The sequence below is a fragment of the Marinobacterium halophilum genome, assembly GCF_003014615.1.
GTDB lineage: Bacteria > Pseudomonadota > Gammaproteobacteria > Pseudomonadales > Balneatricaceae > Marinobacterium > Marinobacterium halophilum.
The window spans coordinates 1-16,341 of record NZ_PYGI01000019.1 but is presented as its reverse complement, the minus strand read 5'-3'; the positions used below and the strand labels follow the sequence as shown (position 1 = coordinate 16,341).

Sequence of the window (16,341 nt, the reverse complement as noted above, 5' to 3'; positions counted from 1 at the left end):
CAGGACTCAGGTCGCATTCAGCAGTTCGAGGGTGTGCTCCAGACGTGCGTGCGCCGAGTCCATTTCCAGCAGCGCTTGCAGGATGGTGGGATCAAACCGCACCACACCGAACAGCGCCATGCTGAATTCACCATCGGACTTGGCCTGCCATTCGGGGGCACTGGCGACTCGGTCGGTCGCCTGACGGATAGCCGGGTCGGTGTAGGTCAGAGCCAGCAAGCGGTGGATGATCTTGCTGCGCAGCAAGGCGCTCTCGGCGGCCTCTTCCGCTGTGGACGCACGGTCGGGGAAGGGGGAGCATTCATACACCTGGTAGGGCAGCAGCTGAATCTCCCGCTCGCGCCGGTAGCGTTGTTCGATATGTACGTTGACCAGCAGGCGGCCGTCTTCGGCGGTTTCAATCAGCTCGCAGCGGCCGGCGCTGAAAACATCGTAGGGACGATAGGTGGCCTGGTTGGAGCTGAGCGCCTCTTCCAGACTGTCGGTAGGCTTGCCGGGACTGAGTTCCTTCTGCGTATGGCAGATCGCCACCGGCGTGTCGGTATCCAGGCAGTGCTGAATCATGGCGCGGTAGCGCGGCTCGAACACGTGCAGCGGGAACACCATGCCGGGGAAGGTCACACAGCCGGGAATCGGGAAGATGCAGATCTCTGCCATATCAGTACTCCTGCCTGGGGTTCATTCCGGGCTGAAAGTGTCATTTAGTTTGCAACTTTCCCGGCTACGATAACGCATCAAGAGCGGTTCATCTGCCGTTTCGCCGGCACAATGTAAATATCGTCGCTTCTTTAAAACATTTCCACATTCATTGATCCAGTTCGTGGATGTTATCGAAATAATAGTTTTGCCAATTGACATCAGTCCACGTATAAAAAGTGGAATAACTATATAACAACCCAACATACTGGCAGAGGGAATGGACGATGCCGGTTGTCAAACGGAGTCAATATCGATGGGAATTAGACGCTGGCTGATCAATGCGCTCGGTGGAAAAAATGTGAGTGAACTAGATCAACAGAACCATGATCCGGATTCAATTCCCGTTTTGAGTGAAGTTGCACACGAGCCTGAAGATCCGCTAGACGCCGAAGCTGCAGGACTTGATTTCAAAAGTGCAATTGAGGCGCATCAACGCTGGAAAGTACGTTTGAATGATGTAGTACAGGGCCATTCCAGCGAAATTCTGGACCCGGCCAATGTGGCGCGTGATGATGGCTGTGCGCTTGGCAAGTGGATTCACGGTGCGGGGGGAGACAGTTTTTCTGGTCAGCCCGAATTTGCCGAACTCAAGCGCCAGCATGCTCATTTCCATGTCTGTGCTGGCCATGTCTTGATCTTGGCACAGTCGGGGCGTAAGGAGGAGGCCAGCGCGGAGATCAATCATGGGGATTTCTCCCGTATTTCGCGTGAAGTTGTTCTACGTTTGGCACAGATGTATACCCGTCTCAAAAGCTGAATGTAACGTTTCCCTTTAGCATATGTTGGCTCGGTCATGAAATGGCAGACCGCAGGCGTAGTGTGCCTGTAACAGCATGATGATGCATTGGCTTCAGCGGGCGATGCTGTCAGGATAGCGCCTTTTATATCTGCGAGGAGCTGCGCCGTGTCGCGACTGTATATCTACGACCACTGCCCGTTTTGTGTCCGCACCATGATGGTGGCGCACTACAAGCAGGTGAGCGACCTGGAGCAGGTGACGCTGCTCAACGATGACGAGGACACGTGCCACCGTCTGATCGGTCAGAAGATGGTGCCGATCTTTGAGCATCAGGGCGTGGCGATCGCCGAGAGCATGGCCATTGCCAAGTTGCTGGATAGCCTGGGCGCTGCAGAGCGGGTGATACGACCGTTGCAGTTGAGTGAAGCGATTCTGCCACGGTTGCAGCCGGTACAGGCGCATAGCTGGGCGCTGACCTTTCCTCGGGTGACCCGTATCGGCCTGGAGGAGTTTGCCACCGAGTCGGCATGCGCGTATTTCCGTAACAAGAAGGAAGCCTTGCTGGGATGTTCATTCGAGCAGGCACTGGCCGAGACCGACACGCACAAGGCGGCGATTGAGCAGATGCTGGCCGAACTGCCGCCGCTGAGTCTGCCGTCCGCGCACGGTAATACCCTGAGCTGGAACGATGTGATGAACTTCCCGCCGCTGCGTGGCCTGACGCTGGTGCAGGGGCTGACGTTTCCGCCGGCGGTGCTGCAGTGGCTGGATGAAGTGGCTGAATTGTCGGGTGTGTCGTTGTATTTCGATCGAGCGATCTGAGGAGAGAACATGAAAGCGAACGTCATTCTGAGCGCCGTGCTGTTGAGCCTGTCGGCCTCGATGGTGCAGGCGGAGTCAGCGACCGACAAGGCGATCGAATACCGCCAGGGCGTGTACCGGGCGATGGACTGGAACCTGTCGCCACTGGCGGCGATGGTGCAGGGGCGGGTGGATTTTGACGGCGAGGTTTTTGCCCAGCGTGCCGAGCGTATCGCGCTGTTGGGCAGTATTGTGGCGGAAGGCTTTGCCGATGCGGAAAGCGTACGTGGCGATACCCGTGCCTCTTACCGCATCTGGGAAGGGCGTGAGCGGTTCGATGAGCTGATGGCGCAGATGCAGCAACGTAGCCGGGCGCTGCAGCAGGCTGCGGCTGCAGGTCAGGGCCGCGATGAGCTGCGGCCATTGCTGGGTCAGTTGGGCCAGAGCTGCAAGGCTTGCCACGACCGCTTCCGAGATTGAAAAAAAGCCCCGCAGGCATTCACCGGCGGGGCTTTTTCAGTGTGCTTTCAGCGCTGCTGGATCAGCCGGCCAGTTTGGCCTTCAGCTCCAGACGACGACGGTGCAAAACCGGCTCGGTGTAGCCGTTCGGCTGTTCGCGGCCCTTGATGACCAGATCACAGGCGGCCAGGAACGCGATGTTGTCATCGAAGTTCGGTGCCATCGGCTGGTAGGTCGGGTCATTGGCGTTCTGACGGTCCACTACAGCGGCCATGCGCTTCAGGGTTTCCATCACCTGCGCTTCCGAACAGATGCCGTGGTGCAGCCAGTTGGCGATATGCTGGCTGGAGATACGCAGCGTCGCACGGTCTTCCATCAGGCCGACATCGTTGATGTCCGGCACCTTGGAACAACCCACGCCCTGATCAACCCAGCGCACTACGTAGCCGAGGATGCCCTGGGCATTGTTGTCCAGTTCCTGCTGAATCTCTTCGGCGCTCCAGCTCGGGTTCTGAGCCACCGGAATGGTCAGGATATCGTCGAGGCTGGCGCGGGCGCGGGTCTTCAGTTCCTGCTGACGGGCGAATACATCCACCTGATGGTAGTGCAGCGCGTGCAGCGCGGCGGCTGTCGGTGACGGCACCCATGCGGTGTTGGCACCGGACAGCGGGTGGCCGATCTTCTGTTCCAGCATGTTGGCCATCAGATCCGGCATCGCCCACATGCCTTTGCCGATCTGGGCACGACCACTGAGGCCACAGGCCAGGCCGTTATCCACGTTCCAGTCCTCGTAGGCCTTGATCCAGGCAGCACCCTTCATTTCGCCCTTGCGGATCATCGGGCCCGCTTCCATGGAGGTGTGGATCTCGTCACCGGTACGGTCGAGGAAACCGGTGTTGATGAACACCACGCGCTCCTTGGCGGCACGGATACATTCTTTCAGGTTGACGGTGGTGCGGCGCTCTTCATCCATGATGCCCATTTTCATGGTGAAGCGTTCCAGCCCCAGTACGTCTTCAACACGGCCGAACAGTTCGTCGGCGAAGGCCACTTCTTCCGGGCCGTGCATCTTCGGCTTCACGATGTAGACGGAGCCGGTGGTGGCATTGCGGAACGGTGCGCTGCCCTTGATGTCGTGGATGGAGATCAGCGTGGTGACGACGGCGTCCATGATGCCTTCGGGGATCTCGAAGCCTTCGCTGTCGACGATCGCCGGGTTGGTCATCAGGTGGCCCACGTTACGCACGAACATCAGGCTGCGGCCCTTCAGGGTCAGGCTGTCACCGGCCGGGGTGGTGTATTCGCGGTCCGGGTTCATGCGGCGGGTGAAGGTCTGCTCGCCCTTGCTGATCTCTTCGGTCAGGGTGCCCTGCATCAGGCCCAGCCAGTTGCGGTACGCCAGCACCTTGTCTTCGGCGTCAACGGCGGCGACGGAGTCTTCGCAGTCCATGATGGTGGTCAGTGCCGCTTCCATCAGGATGTCTTTCACGCCGGCGGCGTCAGACTTGCCGATCTGGTTGTCACGGTCGATCTGGATCTCGAAATGCAGGCCGTTATGTGTGATCAGGATCGCTGTCGGGTTGCTGCCGCTGCCGGTGTAGCCGACCAGCTGAGCAGGAGTTGCCAGTCCGGTTTCGCCACCGTCGCGCAGGACAACGCAGAGCTGACCGTTCTGGATGCTGTAACCGGCCGAATCCTTGTGTGAGGCACCGGCCAGCGGTGCGCTCTGGTCGAGGAAGTCACGGCCAAAGGCGATAACCTTGGTGCCACGGGCGGGGTTGTAGCCCTTGCCTTTTTCGGCACCATTTTCTTCAGAGATGACGTCGGTGCCGTAGAGCGCATCGTACAGGCTGCCCCAGCGTGCGTTGGCCGCGTTCAGTGCGTAACGGGCGTTCATCACCGGTACCACCAGCTGCGGACCGGCCAGCGTAGCCATTTCCGGGTCGACGTTTTCGGTGGTGGCGGAGAAGTCTTCGCCTTCCGGCAACAGGTACTCAATTTCACGCAGGAAGGATTTGTAGGCGTCGAAGCTGAAGGCGTCACCGCGATTGTCACGGTGCCAGGCGTCGATCTGTTCCTGCAGGGCGTCACGTTTGGCCAGCAATTCGCGGTTGCGCGGTGCAAGGTCGTGTACGAGGCGGTCGAAACGGCTCCAGAATGACTCGGCCTCGACGCCGGTGCCCGGCAGTGCTTCGGTATTGATGAAATCGTAAAGCTCTTTGGCGACCTGCAGGCCACCGACCTGTACCCGTTGGCTCATCTTCTTGTCCCACTTGATTGAATCGTGTGCCGCTGCTGCAGGTGCGTCTGCGACATGAAAATCGGTTTATATAAGCATTGTGCATTGCGAAAATAGCGCAATTTTTCGCGCCTGTCCTGCGTTTGCGCCTAAAGTATGACGGGGTGGGTCGATGGTGGTGTTTTGTGGGCAGATCGAGTGTTGTTGACAGTTTTTCGTGAATTTTAGGTTATTTTTTTACAAACAAGGGCTGCGATGGGCAGCCCTTGTTTATGCAGTGAACAGATTTGTGCTGTTGTCGTAATTTTAGAACATCCAGCTGCCGGAGTCCGGCAGCGGCTGGCGCTTGTCGAGGCACTGTAACCCCTTGACGCAGCGCACGATGTACCAGACCAGCACGAACAGCAGAATCAGGTAACCGACCAGGATCAGCGTCGTCACCATGCCGATCAGGCTGTACACAATACCGATCCAGAAGGTACGGATCTGCCAGCGGAAATGATCCTTGAGCCAATCCGGCGCGTCAGCCTTGTAGATGTAGGCCATCACGACACCCACGATGCTGGTGATGCCTACAACCAGGCCAATCAAATACAGGATGTAGACAATTTTCGCGTTTCCCGAACTGCCGTCCTGCTGGCCGATCTTGGCGGGTGTATCCGTCATGCGGTGGTGCTCCTTGAATAAAATGAGTGGGTTCATGCGATCTTCGTGTTTTATCGCAAGTGCGTCAATCGTTGGGGGGGTGACACGGGCGGGAAATGCCGGGGACGCGCCCCGGCATCGGCATTACATGTAAAACGGCAGGTACAGTGCGATTTTCGGGAAGAAGAACACGGCCAGCAAACAGCCAAACATCAACAGGATGAAGGGCCAGACACCGCGCACAACGTCCATGACTGGCCCCCCCGAAACCGCTTGTATGACAAACAGGTTGAGACCCACGGGCGGGGTGATCAGCGCACACTCGATCATGATCACGAAGATGATGCCGAACCAGATCGGGTCAATGCCCAGCGGTGCCAGCGACGGATACAGCACCGGCATCATGATCAGCAGCATGGAGATGGATTCAAGGAAGAAACCCAGTACCAGCAGCACCAGGCAGACCGCCAGAATGAACATGCCGGCTTCGCCAATGTGCATGCTGACGAACATCGAGATCTCCTGCGGGATCTGGTACAGGGTGATCGCCTTGCCGAAGACTTTGGCACCGGCCATGATCAGGAAGATGGTGATCGTGGTTTTCATCGTATCCATACCGGCCGCCTTGAGGCCGTCCCAGCTGAAGGTGCGCAGCGCGATCACGATGATCAGGGAGAAGGTCACACCGATGGCCGCCGACTCGGTCGGGGTAAAGATACCGGCATAGATGCCGCCAATGATCACGGCGGCCAGTAGCATGGTCGGAAGCGCCCGCAGGGTCGAGGACTTGCGGTCTTGCCACGAGGCTTTGGGGACCGGTTGGCAGGCCTTGCCGAAAAAGGCATAGAGGAAGCTGAACAGGATAAAACTGCCTGCCATCAACAGTCCGGGGCCGACTCCGGCAAGGAACAGATCAACAATCGACTCTTCGGTGATGACGCCATAGACAATCATCGGGATCGACGGCGGAATCAGAATGCCGAGAGTGCCGCCGGCCGCGATCAGGCCGAGTACGAACGGGCGATGATAGCCCCGGTCGGTCATCTCCTTGATGGCCACACTGCCGATGGTGGCGGCGGTGGCAACGGATGACCCCGAAATGGCCGAGAAAATGGTGCAGGAGGTGATGGTGGCGATCCCGAGACCGCCGGGCCAGTGGCCGACCCAGCTCTGCACGGCGTTGAACAAGTCCTTGCCGACACCGCCCTTGAGCAGGATGTTGGACATCAGCAGGAACAGCGGCACCGACAGCAGGATGAAGCTGTCAAAGGAGGAGTAAAGGGCCATTGGCACCATCAGCGGCGAGATATCGGCCAGCAACAGCATGCCCAACCCCATGCCGCCAAGGACGAAACCGACGGGGACGCCGGACAGCAACAGCATGAGCAGAGCGAAAATGATCAGCGCAATTGTCATCAGATATTGACCTCTTCCGCCGCTTGAACATGACCCGATATCACCAGCAGTCCCTCAGTGATGCATTGAATGAACAGCAGCCCGAATCCGAACGGAACAGCACTTTTGGTGATCCACATTGGCAGCCCGAGCATGGACGCGGAGGCAGATCCCATCTGCACGGACTCGATCACCAGTTCGGCACCGTAGAAGGTGACCCAGCCCGAAAACAGGGCGATGACGGTGAGCGACCAGAGCTCGGCAACCATGCGTACGCGGGGGCCGAAGCGGTCAATCAGCATGTCGATGCGGATCAGCGCCTGGTGTTGCAGCAACCAGCTGGCACCGAGACAGGAGGCCCAGATCTGGCAGAGCAGGGACAGGTCTTCCACCCAAATCGTGGGGGACAGGAACAGGTAACGGGCGATCACTTCATAAGTGATCATGACAGCGATGCTGGCAAACAACAGGGCGGACAGGCGTCCGCAGAGCGTTACCACGGCATGATTGAAGCGGACCCAGCGTGACGGGTGATGGGCGCGCCAGGATGCCGTATCGGTCTGTGCGGCGTTGACATCTGACATGGTTTTATCCGACTACTGATAACGAAGAAAACGGACACCCCCTGCGGGATGTCCGTTACCTGGAATTACAAATGACATTTATAGAGAGCGTGCGGCATCCACCACCTGCTGGCCCAGCGGACCGGCATTTTCGATGAAGCGTTCCAACACCGGCTGGGTAGCAGCCTGCCAAACCTTGACGTCATCGGCGCTCAACTCGATCACGTTCATCTCGTCCTTGGCATTGACGATGGCATCGGCTTCCAGCTGCTGGATCTTGTTGCGCAGAGACAGCTCGACCTTGACGGCGGCGGCTTGCAGAATTTCGCGCTCGCGGTCGGTCAATCCCTGCCAGACGTTCTCGTTGATGATGGTCATGAACTCGATGTTGGCATGGTTGGTCAGGGTGAGGTTATCCATGACCTGATGCAGCTTGCGCGGGCCGACAGCAGTGACACCGGTCATACCGGCATCAACCGTACCGCGCTGGTAGGCGAGGAACTGTTCTGAACCGGCCATTACGGTTGGTGCAGCGCCGACGGCCTTGGCAAATTCGCCCAGCGTTTTGCCGAAGACACGGACCTTCATGCCTTCCATGTCAGTGGGCAGGTGGATCGGTGTTTTCTTCGACAGCAGCGCAACACCGCCGTAGGCCTGCCACCACAGCGGGCGGGCACCGGTCTTGATGATTTCGTTGTCCAGCAGGGTGCGCACGTCGCTGCCCGGAGCGGTTGCCTTCACCACCTTGTCATAGCTCGGGAACAGGAACGGGACGTAGAACACATCGACGGCCGGAATGGTGCCCGCCAGCTGAGTGACGCTCATGACGCCCATTTCGATGGCACCCGAGCTGACCGCGTTATGGACTTCCTTGTCCTTGTACAGCTGTGCAGCCGGGTAGATCTGGATTTTCAGGTCACCATTACTGGCGCTTTCCACTTCCTGCTTGAAGTCCACCAGGTTCTGGCCCAGATGGTGCTTGAGCGGCAGCTGCAGGGTGACTTTCAAGGTCGTCTCTGCCATTGCCGGCAGGGCGGTCAGGGCTGTCATGAGTATGCCGGTGCGGAGCATGTTCTTCAGTTTCATGATCACTTCCTTTTTTTATCGTTGTCGTATTGCAGAGCCCGTTCAGGCCTCAAGGGACTGACGGAGCTGTGTTACCGATTCGGGGACGGGACGGGTGTCGGTGCGTAGCCCGGCCTTGTTGATCTGTCCGGGCAGCGGGTGGCCGACGATGGCTTCAAGTTGACGCGACTGGGTCAGCAGTCCGGCCAGATCAACGCCGCAGTCGAGCTGCATTTCGGCCAGCATATGCACCAGATCTTCAGTGCAGATGTTGCCGGTAGCGCCCGGAGCGAACGGGCAGCCGCCCAGGCCGCCGAGCGAAGCGTCAAACTGATTCATGCCCGCCGCCAGGGCCGCCAGCACATTGCTCAAGCCCAGGCCTCGGGTATTGTGGAAATGCAGGGTGACTTCCAGATCGGGCCAGCGGGCGCGGACGGCGCGGCACAGCGAGTAAACCTGGTTCGGGACCGCCATGCCGGTGGTGTCGGCCAGGGTGATGCTGTGCAGCCCCTGTTCCAGGTAGGCCTCGATATAGTGCAGCACGGTGTCTTCGGTTTGCAGGCCCTCGAACGGGCAGCCGAACGCGGTGGCCAGCGAGCCGTTGAGACGCATGGCGGAGCCGGCGGTCATGGCGCTGATGCGGGCGAACTGATCCAGCGACTGCGCGCAAGTCATGCGCATGTTGGCCAGATTGTGGGTTTCGCTGACCGACATGACCAGGTTGATTTCGTCGAGGTCCAGTGCCAGTGCGCGGCCGCAGCCCCGTTCATTGGGCACCAGGGCGACATAGGTGGTGTCGGTGTTGCGGTTAAGCGCGGTAACCACCTCTTCGGCATCACGCAGGTTGGGCACTGCCCGTGGCGATACAAACGAGGTGACTTCGATCTTGTTCAGGCCCTGTGTGGACAGGGCGTTGATCAGCTCGATCTTGGTTGCGGTCGGGACGAATTCAGCTTCACTCTGGAACCCGTCTCGGGTCACGACTTCATTGACCAGAACCCGCTGGGGGAAATGCTCAAACATGGCTGGCTCCTTGTGTTACAGCACGCCCTTGGCGCGCAGGTCACGGATGGCGTCTTCGGAGTAGCCCAGCTGCCCCAGCACTTCGTCGTTATGCTCACCCAGTTTCGGCCCCAGCCAGCGGGTGCTGCCCGGCGTGGCGCTGAGCTTGGGCACGATGCCCGGCAGCGAGATCGACTCACCGTCCGGCAGCGGCTGCTCTGTGATCATGTCACGGGCACGGAAGTGCGGGTCTTCAAAGATGTCCGCAGCGGTGTTGATGCCGCTGGCCGGTACGGCGGCCTGTTCCAGCACGTCCAGTGCGGCCTTCAGGCTGCGGCCGGAGGTCCAGGCTTCGATGGCGGCATCCAGTTCGTCACTGCGGCGGGCGCGGCCATCGTTGTGCGCCAGTTCGGGGTCCTGCGCCAGATCTTCACGGCCGATGGCATTCATCAAGCGTTTGAAAATGCTGTCGCTGTTGGCGGCGATGACAATGTAGCGTCCCTCTTCACTGCGGTAGGTGCTGGAGGGTGCGATGCCGGGCATGCTCGGGCCGGTGCGTTCACGGACAAAACCGAACATGCCGTATTCCGGAATCAGGCTTTCCATGACGCCAAAGACGGCTTCATACAGGGCAACGTCGACGAACTGGCCCTTGCCGCCATTCACCTTGAGGTGGTGCATCGCCATCATCGCGCCAATCACGCCGTACAGCGAGGCCAGCGTATCGCCGATGCTGATGCCCGCACGTACGGGGGGCTGGTCGGGGTAACCGGCGAGGTGACGCATGCCGCCGATCGATTCTGCAATCGCGGCAAAGCCCGGACGCGAGGCGTAGGGGCCGTCCTGGCCGTAGCCGGACACGCGGATCATGATCAGTGCGGGGTTGATGGCGGATAGCTGTTCCCAGCCCAGGTTCCACTTTTCCAGCGTACCGGGGCGGAAGTTCTCGATCACGATATCGCAGTCTTCCACCAGCTTGTGGATGATGGCCTGAGCATCGGGATCTTTCAGATTCAGGGTCAGGGACTTCTTGTTGCGGCTCTGGGAGTACCACCACAGCGACGTATCCTTGTGCATCTTGCGCCAGCGGCGCAGGGGATCACCGGTGCCGGGGGGTTCAACCTTGATCACTTCGGCCCCGAACTGGGCCAGAATGCTGGCGGCATACGGACCGGCAATCAATGATCCCAGCTCCAATACGCGCACGCCTTCCAGCGGTAGCGGGGTCGCCTCGGTTGTCATCAGCTCATCTCCAGGTTGCAGGTGTACAACAGTTTGTTTGAGATGATGCGGGTAATTGTATGGATGACAAAGTAGTTAAATGTGAGGCTGCCATCTCCAAATGAGATGGCAGGCGGCTGTCAGGAAGACAGAATCAGGTGGTCCAGCAGGCGGCGGGTGGCCTGTGACATCGGGTGTTGATTGTTGGTGCAGAGCTTCAGATGACGCCTGGCCCAGGGGTCGGCCAGCCGGATACGGTGGATGCGTCCGGTTTTCAGGTAAGGGCGGGCGATATCCAGCGGCATGATGCCGATCCCCAGTCCTTGCTCGACCATGCGCAGCAGGGCTTCATAGCTGGTGACCTGAATGCGCATTTTGAAGGGCTTGCCCACGGCGGCAGCGGCATGCAGCAGCTTGTTGTTGATGGCGCTGCCGGTATGCAGGCCGACGTAGTCGAAGTCCAGGGTATCGGCGAAATGCAGGGTGTCGGTACCGGCCAAGGGATGTTGGGTGGCCGTGATCACCACCAGCTGGTCGGACTGGTAGGGATGGATGTCGAGGTTGTCGGTGTTGCCCAGCACTTCCGTGAAGATGCCGATATCCGCCTTGTTCTGGGCCACGGTATCGATGATGGCCGAGCTGATTTTTTCCTCCAGCTGAATCTGGATCAGCGGGTGCTGGTCGAGGAACGCCTTCAGCTGCGCGGGCAGAAACTGGGTGATCGCCGAGATGTTGGCCACAATCCGCACTTCGCCGCGGACGCCATGTGAATATTCATGCATGCGCGCATATACATCATCTAGCTGATGCAGCACGCCGCGGGAAAACTGGGCCAGTACCTGACCGGCCGGGGTGCCTTCGACACCGCGATTGGTACGCATCAACAGACGGGTATTGAGGCAGTCTTCCAGTTCGCTGATGCGTTTGCTGATGGCGGATGCTGCAATGTGCTCCTGTTGGGCGGCACCGGCAATGGTGCCGGTTTCCAGTACACGGATGAACAAGCGCAAAGAGGTGGGGTCAAGGCGCATACAACGACTCCGAAAACATACATGGAAGTCGATTCTATGCCCTTGATTGAAAAAGTGAAATGCAGCCTTTGTCTTGAATCTGTTCAGGTTCTCCGGTGCAGGTGTACATCGAGCTGTGGAAACGCAATTTCGATGCCGTGCTCATTGAACAACCGGTTGATCTCAGTGTTCAGTTCATTGGTGACCGGTACTCGGTCTGACATGCTGCTGACAAACACCCGCAGGTCGATATTCAGCGTGCTGTTGGCAAACTCGCGGAAGTAGGCATCGGGTTCCGGGTCATCCAGTACACGCGGGTTGGCGCAGGCGGCCTCCAGCAGCAGTTTCTGCGCCAGTTCGGTGTCGCTGCCATAGGCGACACCGATGGTCAGCACGACACGGGTGATGGCATCGCTCAGTGACCAGTTGATCAGCTGTTCGGTGATGAACGTCTTGTTGGGGATGATGACTTCCTTGCGATCCCAATCGGTGATGGTAGTGGCGCGGATCTGAATGCGCGAGACCGACCCGGTGACATTGCCCAGGGTGATGGTATCGCCAATCCGCACCGGCTTTTCGAACAGAATGATCAGGCCGGAAACAAAGTTGGCAACGATCTCCTGCAGGCCGAAGCCCAGGCCGACACCCAGTGCGGCCACCAGCCATTGCAGCTTGCTCCACTGCAGCCCGAACTGGCCGACGGCGATCATCACCCCGAGCAGGATCAGCGAGTACTTGAGCAGTGTGGTGATGGCGTAGCCGGTACCCGGCGACAGGCTCAGGTGGCGCAGGGCCAGCAGTTCCAGCAGGCCGGGCAGGTTCTGCGCCGCCAGCAGGCTGACCCACAGCACCAGCGCACCGACCACCAGGTCACGCAGGGTGACATAGGTGAGGATCTCCTGATCCCCGCTGGGGACCAGACTGCTCCACAGTTTCACGCTTTCCAGTACCTGCAGCGTGGGCAGGAAGTCGCCCAGTGTCAGCCACAGCATCACCCCGGTCATCAGAATGATGAAGGTCTTGAGCAGGGCACGGGACTGGTCGGAGATGGTTTGCAGGTCGAGGTAATTCTCCTTCAGCGGCGGTACCTCTTCGTTGTTCTCGCGCGCGGCCTGAATCTCGGCACGGCGGGCTTTGGCGCGGCTGAAGGACAGTCGGCGCTCTTCGATGAGCAGCCAGCGCAAGCCCAGCTTGAACAGGAGGAAGGCGGCCAGCCCCTGCAAAATGACCACCAGCAGAATCAGCATGAAGAACAGTGCGGTCAGAGCGTAGCCCCACAGGCCGAGCCCGGCCATGACCAGATTGAATAGAATCAGTGCGCTGACCCACAGGTGGGTATTGTGCCACCAGCGTCGGTGCGGGGTGAGAGTGTGGACGGAGAGGCCGACATGCCAGAAGCCACGCCAGAACAGGGCCAGAGTGAGGGTCAGCAGCAGGAACAGGAGGCGTCCGGCACCGCTCTGCATCTCGATCGCATTGTAGCTTTCGGTCAGCAGCAGCAGCGACAGCAGCGGCATGGCAACCCAGAACAGTAGATGCAGTTGGCGACGCATGACCCGCGCCAGTGCCTCGGGGATGGCAAAGTGACCACACATCAAGCCATCCGGCACTTTCAGCCATACCAGCGCCATCGCATAAAACTGCAGGCTGAACGTCCACAACAGCAGCAGTTGTTCGATCACCACCCGGTCAGGGTGTTCCGGGTTCAGGCTGTAGCTGCGCAGCATCAATAGCAGTACCGGTAGCGGCAGGGCACTGATGATACCGGCTACCATCAGCCTCAGCGTGCGCGAAAAGCGGTCATGCACCACATTGCCCAGTTCCATGCGCCAGCGTTGGCGATGCTGTTTCTGGTAGCGGTAGGTGGCCATAGCCAGGATTGACAGCAGAACAAAGACCCCCCATACCGAATTGAGGTGCGGGGTATCGGCAAGCAACGGCGTTGCCACGATGCGCAGCAGTAAGGTGCGCAGCTGTTCGACGCTGGTGGCGATCTCCCCCGGCCATTGCCAGGAGACTGGCGGGGCCACCGGCAGCCAGAGCAGTTGCTGTTGGATCAGCTGATTGGCCTGCTGCAGGCGTTCATTCAGTTGCTCCTTGACCGCCAGCAGTTGGGACAGCTCGCTGATCAGCTGTTGTCGGTTGTCCTGCAAACGATCGCGCAGCGTATCCTGACTGCGTTGCAGCTGCTCATACTGGCTGCGTTGCGCCGGTGTCAGTTGTGCCAGGACGTCTGGGTCGAGGGCTTCGGCCTGCTGCTGGCGGTTGAATTCGAGGCTGCGCAGACGCAGGGCGTTGAGTGACTGGCGGGTTATTGCGGTATCGACCGGACGCGACAGTTCCTGGGTAAAGCGTCGCAGTTCATAGCTGGCGCTGTAGGTTTCCAGCTCCAGTTGCTGCTGAATGGTCTTGAAGCTGCGGGTGATCAGGTCGAGTTCCTGTTCCAGCGCGACGCGTCGATGCTGGGCGGTCGAGGTCTGGTCGCTCATCTGGCGCAGCTGTTCGCTTAATCGTTGGTTGGTTTGCACCTGTTGCGCCAGCAGCGGGTGCTCCAGCGCCGAGTCTTGCGGCGTGAGCAGGCTGCTCAGGGTGTTTTCCAGCTCGGTGCGCTGGATCTGTTCCAGATGGCTCTGCATCGCATTGAGCGTGGTGCCGGAATGCTGCAGTTGCAGTTGCAGTTGTTGCAGTTGCAGCCGTGCCAGCTCGGTTTGGCCGGGCAGGGCCAGCAGCTCCAGCTCCAGTGCCCGAATATGGCTGCTGCGCCGTTCCAGCAGGGCATTTTTCAGCTGTAGCCGGGCGTCGTTCAGCTCGCGGCTGGACTGCTCCGTTGGCAGCGGCGGTAACTCAGGCGGTGCCTGTTTCAGCTCGGCCAGTTGCTCGCGCAGACTGAGCAGTTTCTGTTCGTTCAGTTCGATCTGCTGGGTCAGCTGCTCCCGCTGCTGTTCCAGCTGCAGCAATTCGGCTCGGCGCAGGGTAATGGCCTGTTCCAGCTCGGCACGGCTCAGTTTCAGGTAGCGGGTGTCTGCTGCGGGTGTTTTCGCCTGCGCCAGCGTCTGCTCTTCTTGGCGCAGCTGTTCCGGCTGCTGCTCGATCTGCTGCTGCAGTGTATCGGCGCGGGCCTGGTACTGCTGACGGCTGTTCAGAGCACTGAGGGTTTTCTGATACAGCTCCCGGAGCGGGTTTTGCCTGCTGTCAGCATTATCCAGCTGCTGCAACTGCTGTTCGAGGCGGGCAATGCTGTCATCAGTGGTAGCGGCTACAGTGAATACACTGGTGAGCAGCAGACAGAGTAATAACAGGCTGTAGGGAAGTAATCGTTTTGTCATCATTCTGTCAAAACCGCTATATGGAAAGGGTTCACAATCAGCTTAGGCTAATCAGAACACAGGTGTATGACCGTGACCAGAACAACAATAACATCGTCCGTGCAGCAATCTGCCCCGGCTTTCAACCCCTGCCGTCTGCGGCAGTCGCTGGATCGCTTCATGCCCGGTGAGCAGACCCTGTGCAGCAAGGAGCTGCAGGCTTACCTGGCCTTTTATGATCTCGACCGGGTTGCGGCACTGGCACGCTATAGCATCGGTACCGAACTGATTGGCGATACCCAGCTGGTGGTGCAGCATTTCAGTCGCTCGCATAGCCGTGGCACGGTGGTGGTGGTCCATGGGTATACCGACCATGCGGGCCTGTATCACCACCTGATTGCCCATCTGCTTGAACAACACTGGGATGTGCTGATCTATGACCTGCCGGGGCATGGTCTGTCCGCCGGTCAGCGTTTCGCAATTGATCATTTCAGTACCTATGCACGTCAGCTGTCCACTTTACTGCGTCGCCATGAATCAGGGCTGACCGCGCCCTGGGTCGGTATCGGCCAGAGCACCGGCAGTGCGATTCTGTTGCAGGCCGAGCTGGGACGTCACCTGCACGGTTTGCCACTGCGTGACCGGGTGTTGCTGTCGCCATTGATCCGGCCGCGCCCGTTCAACCGCATCGAAATGAGCTATCGCTGGCTGCATTGGTGTATCAAGCGGGTGCGTCGTGAACATGGTGACAGTTCCAACGATGCCGAATTCGTCCGTTTCCTGCGCCAGATTGACCCGTTGCAGGGGCATTTTGTTGATGTCGGCTGGATCGGGGCGATGCTGAGCTGGGTAGCCCAGGTTGAAGCGGCACCGGCGCTGGATATTCCGGCGCTGATCATTCAGGGCACGGCTGATCAGACGCTGGAGTGGGAACACAACCTGGCCGTGCTAGGCGAGCTGCTGCCGCACGCCGGTGTCGAGCGGCTGACAGCGGCACGTCACCATCTGGTGAACGAGGCCGAACCCTGGCGCAGTAAGGTGTTTGCCTGTATCAGTGAGCGCCTTCGGTGCCGGAGCGCACCGAAGGTCGTATCATCGGTTAAAAACGGTACTGCACACTGCCCCACACGCGGGGATGCTGCTCTTTCGTATCCGATTGAGGCGTGCCCCCCTCGGTACGCCAGGCCGAAGCGAGGTT

General features: G+C 59.4%; 14 protein-coding genes. 4 read left to right on the top strand and 10 right to left on the bottom strand.

All coding sequences use genetic code 11. The annotated features are described in order from the left end of the window. Positions 1 to 6 precede the first annotated feature (6 nt). On the bottom strand, positions 7 to 657 hold the full coding sequence (locus tag CLV44_RS13145) for an LON peptidase substrate-binding domain-containing protein (RefSeq protein WP_106592582.1): 651 nt from the start codon (positions 655 to 657) through the stop codon (positions 7 to 9). Positions 658 to 997: 340 nt separating this feature from the next. Here CLV44_RS13145 and CLV44_RS13140 point away from each other — a divergent pair, with 340 nt between their 5' ends. The 3 genes from CLV44_RS13140 (at position 998) to CLV44_RS13130 (ending at position 2,719) form a co-directional block, all read left to right on the top strand. Continuing rightward, positions 998 to 1,456 carry a CZB domain-containing protein gene (locus CLV44_RS13140; RefSeq protein WP_170069349.1) on the top strand — a complete coding sequence of 153 codons (459 nt, stop codon included), beginning with the start codon at positions 998 to 1,000 and terminating at the stop codon, positions 1,454 to 1,456. A gap of 147 nt (positions 1,457 to 1,603) precedes the next feature. Further along, positions 1,604 to 2,260 (top strand): glutaredoxin 2, encoded by a 657-nt coding sequence (gene grxB, locus CLV44_RS13135; protein ID WP_106592580.1) that lies wholly within the window; start codon positions 1,604 to 1,606, stop codon positions 2,258 to 2,260. Between the two features lie 9 nt (positions 2,261 to 2,269). Then, positions 2,270 to 2,719 carry a c-type cytochrome gene (locus tag CLV44_RS13130; RefSeq protein ID WP_106592579.1) on the top strand — a complete coding sequence of 150 codons (450 nt, stop codon included), beginning with the start codon at positions 2,270 to 2,272 and terminating at the stop codon, positions 2,717 to 2,719. 61 nt (positions 2,720 to 2,780) lie between these two features. Here the strand turns inward: CLV44_RS13130 and CLV44_RS13125 are convergent, their stop codons facing one another. From CLV44_RS13125 to CLV44_RS13085, 9 genes are all read right to left on the bottom strand, one after another. Further along, positions 2,781 to 4,958, bottom strand: coding sequence for a malate synthase G (locus CLV44_RS13125; RefSeq protein ID WP_106592578.1), 2,178 nt, complete (start codon positions 4,956 to 4,958; stop codon positions 2,781 to 2,783). A 285-nt stretch (positions 4,959 to 5,243) separates the two neighbouring features. Then, positions 5,244 to 5,603: a DUF4870 family protein gene (locus CLV44_RS13120; protein WP_106592577.1), complete on the bottom strand. Its 360-nt coding sequence runs from the start codon at positions 5,601 to 5,603 to the stop codon at positions 5,244 to 5,246. 123 nt (positions 5,604 to 5,726) lie between these two features. After that, the gene (locus CLV44_RS13115) at positions 5,727 to 6,998 is read right to left on the bottom strand and encodes a TRAP transporter large permease (RefSeq protein ID WP_106592576.1); all 1,272 of its coding nucleotides are present in this window, start codon (positions 6,996 to 6,998) and stop codon (positions 5,727 to 5,729) included. Continuing rightward, a complete protein-coding gene (locus CLV44_RS13110) occupies positions 6,998 to 7,561 on the bottom strand; it encodes a TRAP transporter small permease (RefSeq protein ID WP_106592575.1) in 564 nt (187 codons plus the stop codon). Before CLV44_RS13110 ends, CLV44_RS13115 begins: the two co-directional genes overlap by 1 nt. A 78-nt stretch (positions 7,562 to 7,639) precedes the next feature. Continuing rightward, positions 7,640 to 8,626, bottom strand: coding sequence for a TRAP transporter substrate-binding protein (locus tag CLV44_RS13105; RefSeq protein WP_106592574.1), 987 nt, complete (start codon positions 8,624 to 8,626; stop codon positions 7,640 to 7,642). A 42-nt stretch (positions 8,627 to 8,668) separates the two neighbouring features. Further along, a complete protein-coding gene (locus tag CLV44_RS13100; protein WP_106592573.1) occupies positions 8,669 to 9,628 on the bottom strand; it encodes a hydroxymethylglutaryl-CoA lyase in 960 nt (319 codons plus the stop codon). Positions 9,629 to 9,643: 15 nt separating this feature from the next. Beyond that, positions 9,644 to 10,849: a CaiB/BaiF CoA transferase family protein gene (locus CLV44_RS13095; RefSeq protein ID WP_106592572.1), complete on the bottom strand. Its 1,206-nt coding sequence runs from the start codon at positions 10,847 to 10,849 to the stop codon at positions 9,644 to 9,646. 119 nt (positions 10,850 to 10,968) lie between these two features. Next, on the bottom strand, positions 10,969 to 11,859 hold the full coding sequence (locus tag CLV44_RS13090) for a LysR family transcriptional regulator (RefSeq protein WP_106592571.1): 891 nt from the start codon (positions 11,857 to 11,859) through the stop codon (positions 10,969 to 10,971). A gap of 83 nt (positions 11,860 to 11,942) precedes the next feature. Next, complete coding sequence (locus CLV44_RS13085) at positions 11,943 to 15,167, bottom strand: mechanosensitive ion channel domain-containing protein (RefSeq protein WP_106592570.1); 3,225 nt, start codon at positions 15,165 to 15,167, stop codon at positions 11,943 to 11,945. Between the two features lie 69 nt (positions 15,168 to 15,236). Here CLV44_RS13085 and CLV44_RS13080 point away from each other — a divergent pair. Continuing rightward, the coding region (locus CLV44_RS13080) for an alpha/beta hydrolase (RefSeq protein ID WP_170069348.1) at positions 15,237 to 16,341 on the top strand (1,105 nt) is incomplete at its 3' end.